Consider the following 20,485-nt stretch of genomic DNA (forward strand, 5'->3'; position numbering starts at 1 on the left):
TTATGAAAGGCATAATTTTAGCTGGAGGCTCTGGAACCAGGCTTTATCCAATTACAAAGGGTGTATCAAAGCAACTTTTGCCAATCTACGATAAACCTATGATCTATTATTCTCTATCTGTTCTCATGCTTGCAGGTATAAAGGATGTCCTGATTATTACGACACCTGAAGATAAACCAAGTTTTGAAAAGTTGTTAGGAACTGGAGAGGCGTTTGGAATTCGTCTACAATTTGCTGTCCAGCCGAGTCCTGATGGTCTTGCCCAAGCATTCATTATAGGTGAAGAATTTATTGGAAAAGATAATGTGTGTCTTGTTCTGGGAGATAACATCTTTTATGGGCAGGGATTCACGCCTATGTTGAGAAAAGCGGCCTTAAAACAAAAAGGGGCCACTGTCTTCGGTTATCAGGTTAAAGATCCTGAACGGTTTGGGGTTGTAGACTTTGATGAAAATGGAAAAGCTCTATCAATTGAAGAAAAACCTCTAAAGGCCAAGTCTAATTTTGCAGTGACTGGACTCTATTTTTACGACAATAGAGTTATCGATATTGCAAAGAAGGTGAAGCCTTCAGCAAGAGGAGAACTTGAAATTACCTCGGTTAATCAAGCTTATCTGGAGCTTGGTGAATTGGATGTCGAGGTACTGGGAAGAGGATTCGCTTGGTTAGACACTGGAACATACAGCAGCCTATTAGAAGCGGCCCAGTTTGTTGAAACGATTGAAAAGAGGCAAGGGTATAAAATTGCTTGTTTGGAAGAGATCGGCTTCAGCAATAACTGGATCAAGCTTGAAGAGTTAATTGAGCAGGCCAAGAAATACTCCAAAAATGATTATGGAAGTTACTTGAACACGATAATTAAAGATTATGAAAGAAAAAATGGACTATGAAATTATAGATCTCAATGCGATATCTGATGAGCGAGGAGCACTCGTTGCTCTTGAATCTTTCAAGAATGTTCCATTTGAAATTAAGCGAATCTATTATTTAACAAACCTAAAACCAGAACTCCCAAGAGGCTTTCACGCTCATAAAAAGCTTCAGCAGATTATTGTTTGCATGAGTGGAAGTTTTGACCTGATCCTGGATGATGGAAAGGATAAACAAATTATTCACTTGGACAGTCCTTTTAAAGGCGTACTTATTAAAAGTTTAATTTGGAGAGAAATGCATAACTTTTCAAATGGCTGTGTACTCATGACTATTGCGAGCGATTTTTACGATGAGAGCGACTACATTAGAAGTTATGAAGATTTTAAAAAGTTGGTTAGTCTATGATTCATCCATTAAGTGATGTTAAAAGCAGCAATATTGGAATCAACACGAATGTGTGGCAGTTTGTTGTCATTTTGCCAGAAGCAAGGATTGGAGATAATTGCAATATTTGCTCTCAGTGTTTTATCGAAAACAAGGTCTTTATCGGGAATAATGTTACGATCAAGAATGGTGTTCAGTTATGGGACGGTGTAACAATTGAGGACAATGTTTTTATTGGCCCTAATGCCACTCTTACGAATGATAAAATGCCACGCTCGAAGGTATATCCAGATGAGTTCCCAAAAATATTAATTAAGAAAGGCGCAAGTATTGGTGCTAATGCCACTATACTACCTGGTGTTACTATTGGAGAAAGGGCCATGGTTGGCGCCGGAGCCGTAGTGACTAAAGATGTTCCTGCAGATGCTGTGGTCTTTGGAAATCCAGCAAAAATAATAAGGTTTTTAGAATGATTAATTTCTTAGATATCAAAGCGATTAATGGTCAGTACAAGGAAGAATTAAAACAAGCCTTTAACAGGGTTCTTGATTCTGGATGGTATATCTGCGGAAATGAATTGAGTTCCTTTGAAAAGGAGTTTGCCAGCTTTTGTGAAACTACCTATGCAATAGGTGTAGCAAACGGGTTAGATGCCCTTATTCTGACTCTTCGTGCTTGGAAAGAGCTAGGTAAAATTAAAGAAGGTGATGAAGTATTAGTTCCGGCGAATACCTACATTGCCAGTGTTTTGGCCGTTACGGAAAACAAACTTAGGCCTGTTTTCGTTGAACCTAAGCTGTCTAGTTACAATCTTGATCCGGATTTGATTGAGAAAGCAATTACCCCTAAAACAAGAGTGATTTTGCCCGTTCATCTTTATGGACAGCTGGCCGAGATGGATAAAATTTCACAAATTGCATCGAAGCATAATTTGTTAGTGTTGGAAGATTCTGCTCAGGCCCATGGGGCCCTTTACAAAGGTAAAAAGGCAGGAAACTGGGGTGATGCCTCTGGTTTTAGCTTTTACCCTGGAAAAAATTTGGGAGCTTTAGGTGATGCAGGTGCAATAACAACAAATGACAGTGAGCTTTATTCTACATTGATGGCCTTAAGGAATTACGGCTCTCATGAAAAATACAAGAACCTTTTCAAAGGTGTTAATAGTCGTTTAGATGAAGTTCAAGCGGCTTTTTTAAGAGTGAAATTGAACTACTTGTCGAAAGAGAATTCGAGACGCCGTGAAATTGCCAAAGAATATTTAAAAAATATCTCTAATCCTCATGTTCAACTTCCTCAAGTTTTACTAGGAGATGAATCTCATGTTTGGCATTTGTTCATCGTCAGAACATCTCAGAGAGCTAAACTTCAGGCGCATCTTAAAGAGAAAGGAATCATGACAATGATTCATTATCCGATTCCACCGCATAAACAAGGTGCTTATTCGGAATATGCATCTATTAACTTGCCGACAACTGAAAAAATTCATGAGGAAGTTTTGAGCTTACCGATTGACCCAACGATGTCCAATCAGGATGTTCTATCGGTTATCGAAGGGCTGAACTCATACAATGAATAAAGGTAATAATTCACTCAGAGAGAACTGTGCATTAATCATCAACTCATGTGATGCATACGAGGATATTTGGCCTTTATTTTTCACTGCCCTCAAGGAAAACTGGCCTGGGTGTGACCTTGATATTTATCTGAATACAGAAACAAAGTCTTTCAAATTTGATGGGCTCAATTTTATTACAGTGAATCAAGACCACGTTGCTAAAGATGTTCCATGGGGAAAAAGATTAATTGAACTCTTGAAGAGAATTGATAAGCCATTTGTAGTGAGCCTGTTCGATGACTTTATTCTTGAAGAGGCAGTTGATATTGAAACATTAAAGGAATGTCTTGGTTTGATGCTAAAAGATAAAGATATTTCTGCTTTCTACTTTCTGGCAATCCCAGGGGCAGATAGGAGCGATGGCATACATCAGAAGTTCAATTTTCTAGAGAATTTCACAGACTATAAAATTAATTCTGCACCTGCCATTTGGCGTAAAAAAAGCCTGATCAAATATACTGGTGATAATGATAATCCATGGGCCTGGGAAGTTTTTGGAACGGCACGAACTTATTTTGAGAAGGACAGATTCTATTCTCTTCGAAATAATGATCAGATGGTGTTTAAGTATAATTATGCCTTAGGTGGTGCTATTAGACGCGGGAAATGGGTCGCCTCTGTCGTTATTCCTCTCTTAGAGAGATATAAGTTATCTCTGGATTTAACCAAGCGTGGTATTGCTGGTGAGTCTCTATCAGAAGGAAGACACTCGCTTAAATGGAAGCTTAAATTCATTTTATTAGGGTATGAAATGGTAGGGGCCAGATCCGTTGTCTTTATCCTAAGAGCTATTGGCCAGAAGTTATCCAGAGCCATTCGATGATAAAAAAATTCATTTTTGCCGTTATTACCTACAATCATGAGAGTTACATCATTGAGCATATGGAGAGTATCAAGTTTTTGATTCTTACCTATGGTCAAGAGATGAGCTTTAAATTCGTTCTTGCTGATGATGGTTCCAAAGACCGAACTGTTGAATGTTTAAAAACATGGCTAGATCGTAACAATAACCTTTTTGACGAAGTCGTCATAATTGCAGATGGAATAAATAGAGGGACCTGTATTAACTATACAAACCTTTGGTCTCATATTGATTCTAGTCTTTTTAAGATAACTGCTGGAGATGATGTCTACTCTTACGTGAACCTTTTTGAACATGCTGAAAATTTAGATAAATATGATTATATCTCAGGCATGCCACTACTTCTGATAGACGGAAAAATTGTTGAATCGAAGTCGACAATCTTTCATACCATTGCAACAAAACATATTTTTAAAAACAAACCTTTCAGATCACGTTTACAAGAGATTAGTGTGATGAACACTCCAAATCTTCTTTATAGCGTTAAATTTATACACAATAAGCAAATTGAGAATTTCATCAGATCATATAAGGTCACAGAAGATCTTCCTATGATGGTTAAAGTAACCGAAGAGTACAAGGATGTGAGTTTTCATCAGTTAGATGATATTTTGGTATACTATCGTCGAACCTCCGGTTCAACTTACCTAATACGTGAAAATGATTTTAATTCGGACAAAGTAATCATTTTTAATCATATGATCAAAAATGAAACTGGTTTTTTTAAGCGATTACTTTTGAAAAATAGAGTTCAGTGTTATCAAGACAAATCAAAATGGTTTAAAAAGTTTTGTAATTTGAATTATTATTTTTATTTTTTGAGATTATTGATTACTTCTCCCTACGTTTTATGGGATTTTTTGCGTTTTAATTCTAATCTTCATCAACATATTCAGCACTATAAGAAAATAAGAGAGCTTGCTGCACAATTTAAGACTTTTTAAAGATCTTAATATGACTTTGTCTTTCAGTTAATTTAGATTTTTTATCTTAAATTTTAAGATTTATTAATAAAGTAATTATGCAAATGACTCGATTTGTTTATCTCCCATTATTTTTAAGTGAGACGTATTTGGCCGTAACGTTATGGTTACTTTTTTTTGGACCGCTTGCTTGGCCGCTTAGAAATTTGGAAACGTTTCTAATTCTGATCTTTCTTTATCATATTGCATTTGTATCAGGTTATTTAGGGAAAATAGTAAACTCGCTTAAGCCAAAGAGGTCTATTGAAAACAAAAGTGATTGGGCAGAAAATTTATTTGTAGATAAATTCTGGATAGTAATACTTTTAGCGTTTATTGGATGTTTGATCAGTCACCGGAATTTGGTTCATTCAGATAGCTATATCCCATGGGCCTTCTTTTCCGAGATTAAGCGAGGCATTCTTCATGCATCTGAGGTGCGAACTTATTATGCTTCCCCTGAGTTTGCCGGAAAATTTACTGGAAACAAGTATGTTACGGCTTTATTGCTGGTACTAAGTTTTTTTAAATATATTCTTTTACCAGGCATGATTATGCTTTGGGAAAGGTTGAGTTTACCTAAAAAAATTCTGGGAACTCTGGTCGTACTTATTCCTGTGGCCTCTGGAATTAGTATAAGTTTAAGTTCTATTAATTTTGCATATCTCTTCACCACCTTTATTTGTCTTGGAGTATTGATACTTCAAACTCGAAGCTTTTTCATATTAAAGAGTAGGAAGACCTTTATTATTGGTTTCTTTATACTATTCATTTTCACTATCCTAAATTTTTACCAAGTTAAAACTAAGGCCTCATTTTCTGAAGTCTCATCTGGGAAAGCAGTCCCAGTTCGAATGGATTATTTGCGTGAGAAGGGTGTTGTTTTTAAAAATGATCAATATCGTGTCAAGATCACTGCGTTTGAAGATCTATATGAAAAGCTGTCTGTGTATTTGGTAAATGGATATGTTGGGATGTCGATATCACTTGATAAAGATTTTCAGTCTGCATTTGGGGTGGGACATTCTACTTTTTTACAAAGAGTTTTTGATCAGCACTTGGGCTTAGATATAAGTTCGAGAACATATCAGCAAAGGATTTCAACTGAATGGGATAAGGATATATTTTGGCACTCTGCGTACAGTTATTTTGCTAATGATGTAAGTTTTTATGGCGTCATTTTGGTCATGTTTATTTTTGGATTTTATCTAGCATCAATTTCAATCAATGCATTTCTATACAAAGATTTTATAGCGAGTCTTTTAATGCCATTATTTGGAATTTTTATTCTCTATCTTCCGGCCAATAATCAGATATTTAGCTTTATTGAAACCATGATTCCTTTCTGGCTACTCTCGATTATTTACATCGGAATGAGAACCGACCTTGTGCGTCGGGTCAGGTCTTATAAGTTATCTACTTAGTTATGCCTAGAAGTGAATGATTAATTTGGATTGTCTCAATTCTACTGATACAATTCGCAATAAAATTTTAAACTGGATTTAAAGGATTTTGATTTGTTGAACTTCAAAAGGGTTCTGTGGGCATTGAGAAAAATCAATATGCCCATTGGAAGGAATGACATTGTACTGGATATTGGCAGTGGCAATAATCCGCACCCCAGATCAGATGTTTTAATTGATAGGTTGAGTGGAAAAGAGCATCGCTCGGGTGCACCGATGCTTATTGATCGAGCAGCTGTTGTAGGGGATGCTTTAAAGCTTCCCTTTAAGGACAAGGCATTTGATTTTGTCATCGCTAGCCATGTTTTGGAACATATTAGTGATCCAGATACCTTCTTCAGAGAAATCCAAAGAGTTGGCAAGGCCGGCTACATTGAAACTCCAAGTTTTCTATATGAGAGGCTAAATCCCTCAGTCGCTCACTGTCTTGAAATACACACCAATGGTGAAGAACTCGTAATACATAAAAAAAGTGAACCTGTTACTGATAAGTTCATGAAAGACTCTGGATATTTAACGAAGCCAACCCCTTGGAGTGAATTGGCCCATAACGATCCATCACTGTTTCATGTGAGATATTATTGGAAAGATAATATTCGCTATACAATCACGAATCCTGAAGTGTCTTGTGAGTGGGTCGATAAGATCTATGATCAAAGTTCATCTAAAGATGTTACGTATTCTAACCAAGATGAAAGAAAAGGGTGGAGAAAGTTTGGTATTGAACTCATGCAACGGTACTTTAATCACGGTCGCAAAAAGCGCTTAAGTGAAGAAGAATTTTACTCACTTTTGGTGTGTCCTGAATGTCATGGAAAATTAAACAAAGCTGAAACCAATCTTGTGTGTTCAGTATGCCATAGTTCTTATCCTACGGTTCCTTTTGTTAATTTTGAAAATAAGTAAATTTTTATAACAATACAAAAAGAGATTTTATGTTTAGAGATTCATCTTTGCTAATTACTGGTGGAACAGGTTCTTTTGGGAATGCAGTTCTAAAAAAATTTCTTAATACTGATATCGGTGAAGTACGTATTTTTAGTCGTGATGAAAAGAAACAAGAAGACATGCGACGAAAATATAAAAACCCTAAGATTAAATTCTATATTGGGGATGTTAGAGATTACTCGAGTGTATTAAATGCTACTCGTGGAGTTGATTATATTTTTCATGCTGCTGCCTTAAAACAAGTACCATCTTGTGAATTTCACCCGATGGAGGCCGTGAAAACAAATGTTTTCGGAACCGACAATCTACTTGAGGCAGCTATTCAGAATAAAGTTAAAAGAGTTGTTTGTCTTAGTACAGATAAGGCCGCTTACCCTGTAAATGCAATGGGTATTTCAAAGGCCATGATGGAAAAGGTTATGGTGGCCAAATCAAGAAACCTTTCTACCGAACAAACAATGATATGTGGAACCAGATACGGAAATGTAATGGCCTCTAGAGGCTCAGTGATTCCTCTTTTCATTGATCAAATACGTGCGGGCATGCCTATTACTATTACAGATCCTTTAATGACTCGATTCATGATGTCTCTTGAGGATGCTGTTGATCTTGTAATGTATGCTTTTGAACACGGAACCAATGGTGATATTTTTGTTCAAAAGGCCCCTGCGGCCACTGTAGAGACTTTAGTGAAGGCCATTCTTGATCTTATGAAAAAGCCGAATCATGAAGTGAACATTATTGGAACACGTCATGGGGAAAAATTGTATGAAACTCTTTTGACTCGTGAAGAAATGGTTTCATCCCAGGATATGGGCAATTATTATAGAGTTAGTCCTGATATGCGTGACCTTAACTATAGCAAGTATGTCGACTCTGGAGATAAAAAGATCAATCAGGTTGAGGACTATAATTCTCACAATACTGAGCGTCTTGATGTTGAAGGCATGAAAAAGCTTTTATTGAAATTAGATTTCATCCAGGCAATTATGCGTGGAGAAAACGCTGTAGCTGAAGGGTAGTTCGTGAAAGTTCTGGTAACTGGCTCTGAAGGATTTATTGGAAAAAATCTAATAGTCCACTTAAAAGAAAGAAAGAATATTGAGGTTCTTACTTATTGCCGCGAAGACGATTTAAGTGCTTTGGATACGAAAGTAAAACAAGTCGATTTCATTTTTCACTTGGCCGGTATAAATCGTCCAAAAGAAGAGACTGAGTTTTTTGAAGGAAATTCCAATCTAACGCTTTCTCTTTGTCAAAGTGTACGAAACACAAAACGAAATATTCCTATCGTATACACTTCTTCAATTCAGGCCGAACTGAATAATCCTTATGGAAGGAGTAAACTTGAGGCCGAGAAATATCTTCAGGATCTTGAGAAAGAGACCGGAAATTCTGTTTATATTTACCGTCTTCCAAATGTCTTCGGTAAGTGGGCAAAACCAAATTACAACTCAGCAGTTGCTACTTTTTGCTACAACATTCTGAATGATTTACCGGTTCAGGTAAATGATGCCAACGCAATTATTAATCTAGTGTATGTAGATGACGTTGTTGCAGGATTCTTAGATGTATTAAGTGGCGGTGTATTTAAGCCCATTGACCCTGTCTATAAAATCACAGTCGGTGAACTTAAGAATCAGATTCATGCCTTTAAAGAGAGTAAGGTGACCCATATTTCAGAAAGAGTGGGAACAGGATTAGTAAGAGCTTTATATTCGACCTATATTTCTTATTTTACCCCTCAGCAATTCATTTACCCTTTGGTGAAGCATGAGGATCCCCGTGGCGTTTTTGTTGAAATGCTAAAAACGAAGGATTCCGGCCAGTTCTCTTTTTTTACTGCTCATAAAGGGGTCACTAGAGGTGGTCATTATCACCATACTAAGACTGAAAAATTCTTAGTGATCAAAGGTGAGGCCAGATATTGTTTCCGACATATCGTAACAAATGAGAGATTTGAAATTTTTGCAAGTGGGTCTAAGCCAGAGATTGTTGAAACAATTCCTGGATGGACTCATGATATTACCAATGTAGGTGAAGAAGAGATGATTGTCATGCTTTGGGCCAATGAAATTTTCGATCGAGAGAAGCCAGATACTTACGCTAGCAAGGTTTAAAAAATGAAAAAATTAAAAGTAATGACCGTTCTTGGAACTCGCCCCGAAATCATCAGACTCTCTAGAGTAATGGCAAAGCTAGATCAGCATTGTGAGCATATCATTGTTCATTCAGGTCAAAATTATGACTATGAGCTTAATGAGATTTTCTTTCAGGATTTAGGAGTAAGAAAACCAGATTATTTTTTGAATGCAGCTGGCGCAAATGCTGCTGAAACAATTGGTAAGATCATAATTGCAGTTGATGAAGTTTTCGCGAAAGAAAAACCGGATGCGATGCTAGTTCTAGGTGATACCAATAGTTGTTTGGCCGCAATTCCAGCGAAAAGAAGAAAGATTCCAATTTTCCATATGGAAGCGGGAAACAGATGCTTTGATCAAAGGGTTCCTGAAGAAACAAATAGACGTATCGTTGATCACACAGCTGACGTGAATCTCACTTATAGTTCGATCGCAAGAGAATATCTTTTAGCGGAAAATTTCCCTCCTGACCGTTTGATTAAAACTGGAAGTCCGATGTTTGAAGTGCTGAACTTCTACAGAGAAGGGATTGAAAAATCAGATGTATTAACACGTCTTGGGCTTGAAGAGAATAAGTACTTTGTTGTAAGTGCGCATAGAGAAGAGAATATCGACTCTGAAGTGAATTTAAATAAGCTAGTTAATGCGCTCAATTCAATTGCTGAAAAATACAATCAGCCTATTATCGTTTCAACACACCCTCGAACTCAGAAAAAATTCAATGAGAAAGGTGTTAAATTTCATCCTATGGTAAGGTTGTTAAAGCCTCTGGGCTTTAAGGATTATAATCTTCTGCAGGTTAAGTCTCATGCAGTATTATCTGATAGCGGAACGATCACTGAGGAATCTTCAATCCTAAATTTCCCAGCACTTAATATCCGTGAGGCCCATGAAAGACCTGAAGGTATGGAAGAAGGCGCTGTTATGATGGTTGGCCTCGAAACAGATCGAATTCTTCAGGGACTATCTATTTTGGAATCTCAGAGCAGAGGTGAAGCACGAAATCTACGTTTAGTAGAGGATTACAGCATGCCGAACGTCTCTGATAAGGTTCTTCGAATTGTTCAAAGCTACACAGACTATGTGAACAGAACCGTTTGGAAAAAATATTAAAAAATGAAGATCCTAGTCGTTTCTCAATATTATTTTCCGGAAAATTTTCGGATTAATGATCTCTGTAAAGGTTTAGTTGAGAGAGGGCATGAGGTAACTGTTTATACAGGTTTACCAAATTATCCGGAAGGAAAACTTTTTCAGGGTTATTCTTTTAAGGGCCCGTATACTGAAGAAATTGATGGGATAAAGGTCATCCGTGTTCCTCTTATTACGAGGGGAGCAAAGAAGAGTTTTAGGCTGGCCTTAAACTATTTATCTTACTTTGTATCTGCAACTGTTCTTGCCCCGTTCCTGGTTAAGGGGGAGTTTGACAAAATTTTTGTCTTTGCTCCTTCTCCTATAACTGTCGCGATTCCAGCTTTATTTTTGAAGTTTTTAAAGCGCGCTCCCGTTTTTTTATGGGTGCAGGATCTTTGGCCTGAAAGTCTTGAAGCAACTGGCGTTGTGAGAAACAAATTCATTCTTGATAAAGTAGGATTTGGAGTGAAGCTTCTCTATAAGCTTACGGACAAAATACTTTTACCTTCAAAAGCATTTATTAAAAATGTGAAAGATCTTGGGGCCAAGGACTCACAGATTGTTTATTTCGCTCAATGGTCTGAATCTTTGTTTTCAAATTCTCCAGAGGAAAGTTCTGCTATTGATCCTCTAATTCCAAAAGATGGATTTAAGATTACATTTGCGGGAAATATTGGAACGTCTCAAGATTTTGAAACAATTGTTAAAACAGCAGAAATCCTTCGAAATCATAAAAACATTATCTTTCTTATTTTAGGGAACGGCCTAATGCGTGGCTGGGCGGAATCTGAAGTAAAACGGCTCGGAATTGAGGACACTTTTATTTTCCTTGGTTCCAAACCATTGGAAATGATGCCCTACTATTACTCTAAATCCGATGTGATGCTTTTAAGTCTAAAGGACACGCCATTATTTGCAGTAACAGTTCCTGCAAAGTTTCAGTCATACCTTGCAAGTGGAAAACCTATCCTTGCTTCTGTTAGCGGAGAAGTTGCGAGAATCGTAAATGAGTACAATGTAGGTATTTCTGTCCCTGCTGGTAATGCCAATTTACTGGCAGAAGCAGTTCTTAAACTGAAAAATAGTTCTCCTGAAACATTGAGGCAAATGGCATCTAATGCAAAAATTTGCCACGAAGAAAATTTTGAAAGAGAAACTCAGATTGATCTTTTAGAAAAGATCATGGAAACGACTAAATTCAGTTAGTGAGTGATATTCTCTTTCCTTAAAATTTTATTTACCGTGATGAATAGAATTTTTATGTCAAAGAGCAGGGATCTTTTCTCAAGATATTCCTGATCAAATTTGACTTTTGTTTCCATGCTTATTTCATCTCTCCCATTAATCTGGGCCCATCCGGTAATTCCAGGCTTAAGAGTATGAATACGATATTTTGTCCTTATCTCGATGAGATCATGTTGATTGAAAAGGGCCGGTCTTGGGCCAACAAGATTCATATCTCCAATAAGAACCGACCATAGTTGAGGTAGTTCGTCCAAGCTGTTTTTTCTTAAAAACGATCCAAAGGAAGTTAAATAGTTCTCACTATCTTGAAGAAGGTGAGTTGCAAGCTGAGGTGTATTGGCCCACATTGTTCTGAATTTAGGCATTAGAAAAATATTATTATTAATACCAACACGCTTTGAGCGGTGAATGGCCGGTCCAGGACTAGTAATCTTAATAATAAGACCAATGAGCAGCATAGGAATAATCAATATGATCAATCCAACAATGGCCAATAATATGTTCAAAAGGCGAGGCATTTGCGCTTTGCAGTATTCGGTGGTTCTATCTATCTATTAATACTTCCTTTATGCTAGAGTTTAGGAATATGCACACATTATTTCTAGCTTTTTTAACTGCTCTAATACTTAGTTTTTTGTCTATTCCTTCAATTGTAAGGATATCAAAAGTTAAGCATTTATTTGATGAGCCGGACTCTCGGAAATGTCATAAGAGTAGAGTTCCCACACTCGGTGGAGTGGCCATTTTTGGGGCCATGATTTTTTCACTCACATTCTGGTCTGATCAAGAGCTGATTCGCGAGCTCCAGTATATTTTAGCGTCTTTAATGATATTGTTTTACGTTGGTGTTAAAGATGATCTTTTAAATATTCGCGCTTATAAGAAATTAATTGTCCAGATAGTCGCTTCTTTTATCATTGTTCACTATGCAGGAATCCGTTTATATAGTTTTTTTGGTTTATTTGGAATCCATGATCTCGACGTCTTTTCAAGCTACGCTATAAGTATTTTTACAATCACTTCTTTAACGAATGCATTTAATCTCATTGATGGGATAGATGGCCTAGCAGGTAGTATTGGAATATTAGTGTCTTTAATATTTGGAGTCTGGTTTTCCTGTGTACATAGTTATCAGTATGCCATTTTGTCTTTTACCATGATGGGAGCTCTGATTGGTTTCATCTACTATAATTGGTCACCAGCTAAAATTTTTATGGGTGATACTGGCTCTTTAATTGTTGGTTTCGTCTCAGCAATCTTGGCCATTAAGTTTATTGAAATAAATCGTCATATGGATAGAGAAGCAGACTTTAAAGTAATCTCTGTGCCAGTTGTGACCATTAGTATTTTAGTCATCCCAATATTTGACACGATTCGAATTTTCTCTGTGAGAATCTTAAAGGGACGTTCTCCTTTTGCCCCTGATAGAAATCATATCCACCATTTATTACTTGATAGAGGAATGACCCACTCCCAAACAGTGCTTACACTGTTAGGCGTAAACATAGGACTGATTGTTCTATCTTATTTTCTTCAAGGAAGAATCGTTGGAGAAATTCTTTTACTGGTAGTGGCCGCAATACCGTGTTTATTGACTCTTTTGTTGGTCAAACTCAAGCATTAAGTGAGTTTGATTTCTTTATTTCTGAATAAGTCATAGAATAAAGAAAGAAAATCATACAAACATTATTGGCATCAAAAGTAACTTCGAACTGACTTGAAACAACAAATGCTACTCCAAAAGGAACAATTAGAGCACGCTTCAATCCACCGAACTTAAATGATTCAATTGCCCAAGATATTAACCACCCTAGAAAAAATAAAAGACCTATTACCCCTGTTCCTGACATAATCTCTAGGAAAAGATTATGAGAGTGTTCACTGTTATAGTATTTGGCGTCTAAATCATACTGATTTTTAATTCTTTTTAATTGCGAATGAAAATTTGAGAGTCCCCACCCTAGAAATGGTTTTTCTTGGGTGGCAATCATAGCTGCTTGCCACTGACTTCTTCGGATAACATCGGACTCATTATTTTTATTAACTAGGAACCGAGATTCGTAATTTCCTGAACCAAAAAGATATATGCTACCTAGACCAAGGACTCCGAGCACTGCTAGTCCGCCAAGGTATAACCCAAGCTTAGGTCGATAAAAATAAAGGACAAACGGAAGACCGCATAAGAAGCCGAGCAGGGCGCCACGAGTGTAAGTCAAATACATCCCAGCAAATCCAAAAACGAAAGCGACGAGAGCAACTCGCCAATCAAACCAAGCCTTGATTTTTTCTCGATGGAATAAGGCGGATAGGAGGGTTAGTAGTAGCATGGCCGACCCGTAACCATATCTCATGATATCTGTAAGTCCTCTTGCGCGAGTATTACTTGAAAAGGCAAAACTATAGATTGCACATCCACCGGCAATTATGATGCTGATTAGAAATATGTTCACGAGGAACTTTTTTACTGAATCAGATGCTTCGTTGATCCACGCCCGATAGACGAAAATCCCGCCGACACCGAACAAAAAGTATTTTAAGCGCCCAAAGTTTTTTGATGGTTTTGGAATTAGGTCATAGTTGACGACAAGACTTAGTAGAGCGACTGCAATAAAGGCAAGAAGAAACCATGCACTTTTTGGAAGGTTAACTTGCTTATTTTTAACGGCAAACCAAGTGTAGTAACATAGCGGAATAGCAAAGAGAATTTGATAGACCGAAAGAATACTAACAGAAGTAAGAATTCCTGCTGCGAGAAAGAAAAGAGCTGCCGTTGTAAAATTTTTCATTTCTAAAAATTACCTTACGGAGCCTTAATGTGTAAACGATTGAAATGTGAAGTTTTAATCCAGATCTCTACTTCTGGGTCGAAAATTTCCAAATTATCAATTCGTGATTGGATTATTCAACTTTTAGGTGCAATTTTGGCACCCCCATTGGGAGAATGTGCTACGAAATTTTTATATTTATTCTTTCTTTTGGATTCTGCTGGGATTAATCAAAAACAGATTAGTTTCTCTTTGTGCACAGAGCTGGGAATATAGCATGTATACCAATTTGATGTAAAAAAGAGGTAAATACAATTAATGTTGGCCTTGATTAATAATCATTTCTTCTTTATTTATTTTAATATCTTTTTGTTGTTTAGCACTCATCTCAATGATCCCATCTTCCAACCACAGTAATTGATCATGCTCTATCTTCTGCGCCAAATTGTATTTCGCTTTGTCTGAATTGTTCCAAAGTTCGCTAAAAAAGTTATCAATTCTTCTACGCGAATTTTTGCAGAAAACATCTGCGAGTTCATGAGCATCCCCACCCAGCTTTTCAGCTTTGGAAAGTGTTGCCGCCATCACATAGAGTTCAGTCGCAATATCTACGACTCTAAAGAGGAACATCTGACGATTTTGAAGTCCGGGTCCATGGTAAAGCATGCCATGAAAAATTTGTCTGGCGAGTTTTTTGGTTGATCGCTTAATAAAACTTAGATGAGAAGTACCAAAAGGCCAGAAGAACCAAAGTTTTGGATACCAGAGAGCATAGAACATAAAAATTTTTGGAAGAGCGACGATCTTTTCAATCATTCGTTTCTTCTTATCGAGAAGGATGCCGCTAACTTTTAAATGGGTATCGACCGCTTCTCGAGCGATGAAAAGATGCATGATCTCTGTTGTTCCTTCAAAGATACGATTGATTCTGAAGTCCCTCATCATTCTCTCAACTGGAATATCGGCTTCACCTCTTGCCCTTAATGAATCGGCGGTCTCATAACCCCGACCTCCACGCATTTGTAGAAGATCATCGACATTTCTCCAACCGGTTTCAGAGCAGAAGAGTTTTGAAACCGCTGCCTCAAGACGAATGTCGTGGTGATTATCATAGAGCGCGGTTGCTAAATCAGAGATTGCTCCCATGGCAAATGTGGAAGAGGCCAGATCCGCAACCTTCTGAGCGATTGCCTCATGTTTATAAATGGGCTTTCCCCATTGTTCACGTTCTCGACACCAAAGGCGCGCTATTTCGAGCATTTTTTTGGAACTTGCGGAAACGGCCGCAGGTAGGGAGAGACGGCCAGTATTTAAAGTTATAAGAGCGAGCTTTAGACCTTTTCCTCTTTCCCAGAGAAGATTTTCTTTAGGGATTTTTACATTCTCGAAGCTTAGAACTCCATTTTCAAGTGCTTTCAGTCCCATGAAGTGACAACGATGTTCAACTTTTACTCCCTCCCATTTCATCTCAACAATAAAAGCACTAATAAGATCGTCTTCCGGATGCCGGGCCATGACGATGATCACATCAGCTATCGTACCATTCGTGCACCACAGTTTATGGCCGTTTAGTACGTAATGATCGGATTCAGTTGTAACAGTTGTCTCGAGATTCGCTGGATCTGAGCCTACATCGGGTTCAGTCAGGGCGAAGGCCGAGATTTCTCCTTGAGCAATTCTTGTCAGATATTTTTTCTTCTGCTCTTCGTTCCCAAACATGATGAGAGGTTGAGGAACACCGATTGATTGGTGAGCAGAAAGAAGGGCCACAAGATTGGCGTCTTTCGTGGCAGTAAGTTTTAAGATTTCGTTGTATTCGGATTGAGTAAATCCATGTCCGCCATATTCTTTTCCAATCTTCAGAGCGAAACATTTCATTTCTTTTAAGTGATCAATAATGTGTTTGGGGATTTTTTCTTCGCGATCAATAAGATCGGAATCTACTTCATCTTGTAGGAACTGTTTGTAGCGAGCCAAGAAATCCAAAAAGTACTCATCTTTAAGTCCTTTCTGTTCTGGAAAGGGGTGAATGAGGTCATAGGAGAAATTCCCCATGAACATTTCTTTTAAGAAACTTGTCTTCTCCCACTCATCTCGACTTGACTCGGCTACTTGCAATGATTTTTCGAAGGTCTTCATAGAGAAAGTATGAAAGCCAGTCTCGAAGAGGGCAATTTAAGAAATTCTGTAGGTGTACCGGGTAATTTTTTTGATCTGTAGTGTTGATCTGAAGAAATTCAAGTGATTTGCGATTCAAAACTTGGCGCGAAATTTTCATTAAGAAAAAAAGGAGGGAAGGGAAAGTTCATGTACCCCGCTGATTCAGTTCAAAGTTACACGTTCACCCTTGGTGCTACCAACACCTGGGGCCCTGGCAAACGCCAGGGTCTCACCCTTCCTTATTTGTATTTTAACCCATTCTCTGAATGAAGCCTATGTCCAAAAGGTGCCAGGTAAGCACTTTCTCCAGCGGTAGTAATTTCTTCCATAGAGTGTAGAAATTATTTTTCACAAGAAGGTTATAGACCAATGAATACAAAAGTTTGCGAATTCAAAACTTGGCGCAAAATTTTCATAAGAAAAAGTAGGGAAGGGAAAGTTCATGTTCCTCGTTCTGCCAGTTCATCGTTAACGTGACCCCCTTGGTGTTACAGCACCTGGGGCCCTGGCAAACTCCAGGGTCTTACCCTTCCTTATTTGTATTTTAACTCATTCTCTGAATGAAGCCTATGTCCAAAAGGTGGGCAGTTGAGAGGAGATAAGTAGAGGAAAGGACAATGGTGAGACCTTATTTCATTAAATCAGAAAATCATCCCTATCACGTCGTGGCGCGAACATCCGACAGGGAGTTTTTCCCACTTTCGCTCGATGAAGTATGGATGATTTTCATGGATGAACTAAAGCGTGTTCATGTTGATTATCAACTTTGCATCCACGCCTTTGTTTTGATGGGAAATCATTTTCATCTTCTTTGTCATACACCAAAAGGTAACCTTGATCAGATTATGCACACCTTAATGAGAAATACATCGGTTCGAATTAAACGTCGTTCACGTTCTCGTGATCCGATTTGGGACGGACGCTACAAGTGGAGCTTAATTGAATCGCAAACACATTATTATCAAGTGTATCGTTATATTTTCCAAAACCCATTACGAGTCAAGATTGTTTCAAAGGTTCAGGACTACCCCTTTTCCAGTCTGCATCCTGTTTCGTTCCCTTTGCATTCGTTTATTCCTCTTTTGTTCGGGGGCCATGAGGGAGAGTATATTTGGTTAAATGAAACTTTGGATCGAGAAGCTGAAGCACTTATAAAACTTGGTCTTAAAAAACAGTATTTCAGCATTAATAAGCGAAAACAAAAGATTTTTAATAAACTACTTCTCGAGTGAGCGCCAAGCTATAGCTGCATGTTTCGCCTGTGACTTCATCATTCATGCTTAGTGTTCCTGTGAACGTGATATTGTCCGCTTGATCATAAAACACTCCTGATAGGTTAAGTGTCTTACAGTTTCCTGTAATAAATGTCGTTCCGGGAATCGAACCACATTCTCTCCCTGTGATACTTACATTGTTTGATTGAGGTGAGGGAAGGAAAGTTCCGATCGTTGTGAATTCATTATTGATGGCATTGATGTAATTTGAATACAAATGAAACTCAGTATTGGTTGCTAATTCAATTCTTGCCTGTCCTGAAGAACTAATATCACAGCGACTGGCATTGTCTGAGACTTCGTTAAAGCTTCCCGCGTACAAACCGCAGTATCCGGTGAGAGCACCAAAGCCAATGACACAATTTCCAGTTTGAGGATTTCCTCTGTCCGTTGCCATCATGATGCCGGGATTGTTGGCGAGTTCAATCACTGTTCCGAGATTATCTTGTGCTCGCAAGGTTACGGGAACTGTACCACTGACAATTCCTGCTGCTTGCATGTTGATAACGATGGATTTTACCCCTTCCATTTCTTCGGGAAGGATAGTGTTGAAGGTACGGCCATTGGTTGTCACAGTTCCGGAAACGACTTGAGGACCTTTCTGAGCATAGAAATTGTCCTTGTACACACCTTGGATGGTCGAAGAAGTTTCATTCCAGTCGATGGTATAATTGACCGTGACTGGGATCTCAGTGTCTTTTTGGGCTGAAAATGAGCCTTCCAATTTGAACTGGTAGCTTTGAGCAAGTACTGGGAAGGACAGGAGAAGGACGATGAAAAACTTTACCAGAGGACTCATATAACCCTCCTTGTTTCTAATCTCCTTAGATTCTCCTCCTCACAATGGACAAAAGCACCAAAATTAACGAAAATGTCCCCACTTTTCACTCTTATTGGAGCTCAAAAATGAAGCTAAGCATTATTGGCACTGGATATGTCGGTCTTGTAACAGGAACTTGTTTTGCAGAGATGGGTCACGATGTGACTTGTATTGATATCGACGCTGCGAAAGTTGAGCGTATGAAAAAAGGCGAGTGTCCGATTTATGAGCCAGGTCTTGAGCCGCTTATGCAGTCAAACTACAAAGAGGGCCGACTTCACTTTGCTAATAACTACGATTCAGTAACAAAAGCGGAGGCGATTTTTTTAGCAGTAGGAACTCCTTCTTCTGATGATGGCCAAGCGGATCTTAAATATATTTTCGGGGCTTGTGATTCAATCGCTCCGTATCTCCAAGATGGTTCAATCGTTGTTGTTAAATCTACAGTTCCAGTTGGAACAGGTAATAAAGTTCGCGAACACTTGAAAGGTAAAACTAATAAGAAGTTCTTCGTTGTAAATAACCCTGAGTTTCTTAAAGAAGGTTCAGCTGTTGAAGATTTCATGAAGCCTGAGCGTATTATTATTGGTTCTCAAGAGCATGAAGCAGCAGAAAGAATTGAAGAGCTTTACGAACCATTCAATCGTCAGGTGAAACGTACGATTCATATGAGTAACATCTCAGCTGAGATGACTAAATATGCAGCTAACTGTTTCCTTGCTACGAAGATTTCGTTCATGAACGAAGTTGCTCGTCTTTGTGACATCGTTGGCGCAGATGTTGAAGAAGTTCGTCACGGTATCTCAACAGATTCTCGTATCGGTTCTCAATTCTTATACCCAGGTCCAGGTTACGGCGGTTCTTGTTTCCCGAAAGACGTGAAGGCCTTGGTTTTCACAGCTAAGGAAAACGGCGCTCGTTTTAAAATCGTTGAGGCGGTTGAAGAAGTAAACAAAGAGCAGAAGAAGTATCTTGTTTCTAAAGTTAAGAAGCATTTCAAAGATGATCTTAAAGGCAAAACATTCGTTCTTTGGGGAACAGCTTTTAAAGCGAACACTGATGACATCCGTGAAACTCCAGCGATTGATACAGCTGTTGCTCTTCATCAAGCTGGTGCTAAAGTTCGTTTCCACGATCCAGAAGCTGCCGATAACTTCGAGAAGCTTATGGGCCAAATGGGAATCCCCGTTGATCAATTCGAAAACAAATATGACGCCCTTAACGGTGCTGATGGCCTTCTTGTGATTACAGAGTGGAAGCAGTATCGCGCTCCGGATTTCGAAGAGATCAAGTCACGTCTTAAGACTCCAATCATCTTCGACGGAAGAAACCTCTACAATACGAAGAAAGTGTTGGAGATGGGGTTCACGTATTATGCGATTGGGAAGGCGATTAAGTAATCAAAAAGGTGGAGATTTAGGGACTATCCCTTTAAGCCAGGGATAGTCTTTAAGCTTTAGATCAGAATAGCCTGTAGCTAAATATAGGTTCTGATAACCCATATCAAAAAGTTTTTTTGCCTCAAATTCGCCTTGAATTCCGTTTCCCAGATCAGAATCTATGTAGATGGTTACATCTTCTTTTATCTCGTTTGCTTGTCTTAAGAAATCTTGAATTGAAGAGAATGTTCTTAATTTTAATCCAGTTTTTGAGGCCTTAACTTGCCAACCTAAATGAATTAAAATGTCGTTGTCGATTAAAACTATCATGACCCATCAATAGCATGCTTTGGAAACGATATTTTGAAAGTGTTTCCTAACATATAAAAACTACAAAAACTCCCTATAAGAAATCTTAGAGGCTATTAATAGATCATTCGAACCAAAGGTTTAAGGGAGC

The 20,485-nt window shown here is 38.2% G+C and carries 21 protein-coding genes; 16 read left to right on the top strand and 5 right to left on the bottom strand.

Going from position 1 to position 20,485, the window contains the following annotated elements; all coding sequences use genetic code 11:
* The first annotated feature begins 2 nt into the window (after positions 1 to 2).
* The 12 genes from rfbA to ACJVC5_RS07570 all read left to right on the top strand — a co-directional run bounded on the left by rfbA (position 3) and on the right by ACJVC5_RS07570 (position 11,588).
* Entirely contained in the window at positions 3 to 890 is an 888-nt protein-coding gene (gene rfbA / locus ACJVC5_RS07515; protein ID WP_408098755.1) for a glucose-1-phosphate thymidylyltransferase RfbA, read from the top strand.
* Complete coding sequence (locus tag ACJVC5_RS07520; protein WP_408098756.1) at positions 868 to 1,278, top strand: sugar 3,4-ketoisomerase; 411 nt, start codon at positions 868 to 870, stop codon at positions 1,276 to 1,278. Before rfbA ends, ACJVC5_RS07520 begins: the two co-directional genes overlap by 23 nt.
* Positions 1,275 to 1,730: an acyltransferase gene (locus ACJVC5_RS07525; RefSeq protein WP_408098757.1), complete on the top strand. Its 456-nt coding sequence runs from the start codon at positions 1,275 to 1,277 to the stop codon at positions 1,728 to 1,730. The genes ACJVC5_RS07520 and ACJVC5_RS07525 overlap by 4 nt, the downstream gene beginning before the upstream one ends.
* Positions 1,727 to 2,833, top strand: a complete 1,107-nt coding sequence (locus tag ACJVC5_RS07530) for a DegT/DnrJ/EryC1/StrS family aminotransferase (protein ID WP_408098758.1) — start codon at positions 1,727 to 1,729, stop codon at positions 2,831 to 2,833. The genes ACJVC5_RS07525 and ACJVC5_RS07530 overlap by 4 nt, the downstream gene beginning before the upstream one ends.
* 178 nt (positions 2,834 to 3,011) lie before the next feature.
* Positions 3,012 to 3,695: a hypothetical protein gene (locus tag ACJVC5_RS07535; protein WP_408098759.1), complete on the top strand. Its 684-nt coding sequence runs from the start codon at positions 3,012 to 3,014 to the stop codon at positions 3,693 to 3,695.
* Positions 3,692 to 4,678, top strand: coding sequence for a glycosyltransferase family A protein (locus tag ACJVC5_RS07540; RefSeq protein ID WP_408098760.1), 987 nt, complete (start codon positions 3,692 to 3,694; stop codon positions 4,676 to 4,678). Before ACJVC5_RS07535 ends, ACJVC5_RS07540 begins: the two co-directional genes overlap by 4 nt.
* A 128-nt stretch (positions 4,679 to 4,806) precedes the next feature.
* On the top strand, positions 4,807 to 6,120 hold the full coding sequence (locus tag ACJVC5_RS07545; protein WP_408098761.1) for a hypothetical protein: 1,314 nt from the start codon (positions 4,807 to 4,809) through the stop codon (positions 6,118 to 6,120).
* A gap of 93 nt (positions 6,121 to 6,213) precedes the next feature.
* Entirely contained in the window at positions 6,214 to 7,065 is an 852-nt protein-coding gene (locus tag ACJVC5_RS07550) for a methyltransferase domain-containing protein (protein WP_408098762.1), read from the top strand.
* A gap of 29 nt (positions 7,066 to 7,094) precedes the next feature.
* Complete coding sequence (locus ACJVC5_RS07555; RefSeq protein WP_408098763.1) at positions 7,095 to 8,129, top strand: polysaccharide biosynthesis protein; 1,035 nt, start codon at positions 7,095 to 7,097, stop codon at positions 8,127 to 8,129.
* Between the two features lie 3 nt (positions 8,130 to 8,132).
* Positions 8,133 to 9,227 carry a UDP-2-acetamido-2,6-beta-L-arabino-hexul-4-ose reductase gene (wbjC, locus tag ACJVC5_RS07560; protein WP_408098764.1) on the top strand — a complete coding sequence of 365 codons (1,095 nt, stop codon included), beginning with the start codon at positions 8,133 to 8,135 and terminating at the stop codon, positions 9,225 to 9,227.
* A 3-nt stretch (positions 9,228 to 9,230) separates the two neighbouring features.
* On the top strand, positions 9,231 to 10,361 hold the full coding sequence (gene wecB, locus ACJVC5_RS07565) for a non-hydrolyzing UDP-N-acetylglucosamine 2-epimerase (RefSeq protein WP_408098765.1): 1,131 nt from the start codon (positions 9,231 to 9,233) through the stop codon (positions 10,359 to 10,361).
* 3 nt (positions 10,362 to 10,364) lie between these two features.
* The gene (locus ACJVC5_RS07570; RefSeq protein ID WP_408098766.1) at positions 10,365 to 11,588 is read left to right on the top strand and encodes a glycosyltransferase family 4 protein; all 1,224 of its coding nucleotides are present in this window, start codon (positions 10,365 to 10,367) and stop codon (positions 11,586 to 11,588) included.
* Here the strand turns inward: ACJVC5_RS07570 and ACJVC5_RS07575 are convergent.
* Complete coding sequence (locus tag ACJVC5_RS07575; protein ID WP_408098767.1) at positions 11,585 to 12,145, bottom strand: sugar transferase; 561 nt, start codon at positions 12,143 to 12,145, stop codon at positions 11,585 to 11,587. The two genes, ACJVC5_RS07570 and ACJVC5_RS07575, sit on opposite strands and share 4 nt — an antisense overlap.
* Positions 12,146 to 12,213: 68 nt before the next feature.
* On the opposite strand from ACJVC5_RS07575, the gene ACJVC5_RS07580 reads away from it, so the two are divergent.
* Positions 12,214 to 13,251, top strand: coding sequence for a glycosyltransferase family 4 protein (locus ACJVC5_RS07580; RefSeq protein ID WP_408098768.1), 1,038 nt, complete (start codon positions 12,214 to 12,216; stop codon positions 13,249 to 13,251).
* Here ACJVC5_RS07580 and ACJVC5_RS07585 read toward each other — a convergent pair.
* Positions 13,241 to 14,413, bottom strand: coding sequence for an O-antigen ligase family protein (locus ACJVC5_RS07585; protein ID WP_408098769.1), 1,173 nt, complete (start codon positions 14,411 to 14,413; stop codon positions 13,241 to 13,243). The two genes, ACJVC5_RS07580 and ACJVC5_RS07585, sit on opposite strands and share 11 nt — an antisense overlap.
* A 294-nt stretch (positions 14,414 to 14,707) precedes the next feature.
* A complete protein-coding gene (locus tag ACJVC5_RS07590; RefSeq protein ID WP_408098770.1) occupies positions 14,708 to 16,531 on the bottom strand; it encodes an acyl-CoA dehydrogenase family protein in 1,824 nt (607 codons plus the stop codon).
* 168 nt (positions 16,532 to 16,699) lie between these two features.
* Here ACJVC5_RS07590 and ACJVC5_RS07595 point away from each other — a divergent pair, with 168 nt between their 5' ends.
* The gene (locus ACJVC5_RS07595) at positions 16,700 to 16,822 is read left to right on the top strand and encodes a hypothetical protein (RefSeq protein ID WP_408098771.1); all 123 of its coding nucleotides are present in this window, start codon (positions 16,700 to 16,702) and stop codon (positions 16,820 to 16,822) included.
* 347 nt (positions 16,823 to 17,169) lie between these two features.
* Positions 17,170 to 17,784, top strand: coding sequence for a transposase (locus tag ACJVC5_RS07600; protein ID WP_408098772.1), 615 nt, complete (start codon positions 17,170 to 17,172; stop codon positions 17,782 to 17,784).
* Here the strand turns inward: ACJVC5_RS07600 and ACJVC5_RS07605 are convergent.
* Complete coding sequence (locus ACJVC5_RS07605; protein WP_408098773.1) at positions 17,762 to 18,625, bottom strand: hypothetical protein; 864 nt, start codon at positions 18,623 to 18,625, stop codon at positions 17,762 to 17,764. The two genes, ACJVC5_RS07600 and ACJVC5_RS07605, sit on opposite strands and share 23 nt — an antisense overlap.
* 107 nt (positions 18,626 to 18,732) lie before the next feature.
* Here ACJVC5_RS07605 and ACJVC5_RS07610 point away from each other — a divergent pair, with 107 nt between their 5' ends.
* Entirely contained in the window at positions 18,733 to 20,046 is a 1,314-nt protein-coding gene (locus tag ACJVC5_RS07610; RefSeq protein ID WP_408098774.1) for a UDP-glucose dehydrogenase family protein, read from the top strand.
* Here ACJVC5_RS07610 and ACJVC5_RS07615 read toward each other — a convergent pair whose 3' ends face one another.
* On the bottom strand, positions 20,047 to 20,355 hold the full coding sequence (locus tag ACJVC5_RS07615; protein WP_408098775.1) for a hypothetical protein: 309 nt from the start codon (positions 20,353 to 20,355) through the stop codon (positions 20,047 to 20,049). It abuts the gene before it with no gap.
* Between the last annotated feature and the right edge of the window lie 130 nt (positions 20,356 to 20,485).

Origin of the sequence: Peredibacter sp. HCB2-198, from assembly GCF_045999315.1 — a bacterium.
Lineage (GTDB): Bacteria > Bdellovibrionota > Bacteriovoracia > Bacteriovoracales > Bacteriovoracaceae > Peredibacter.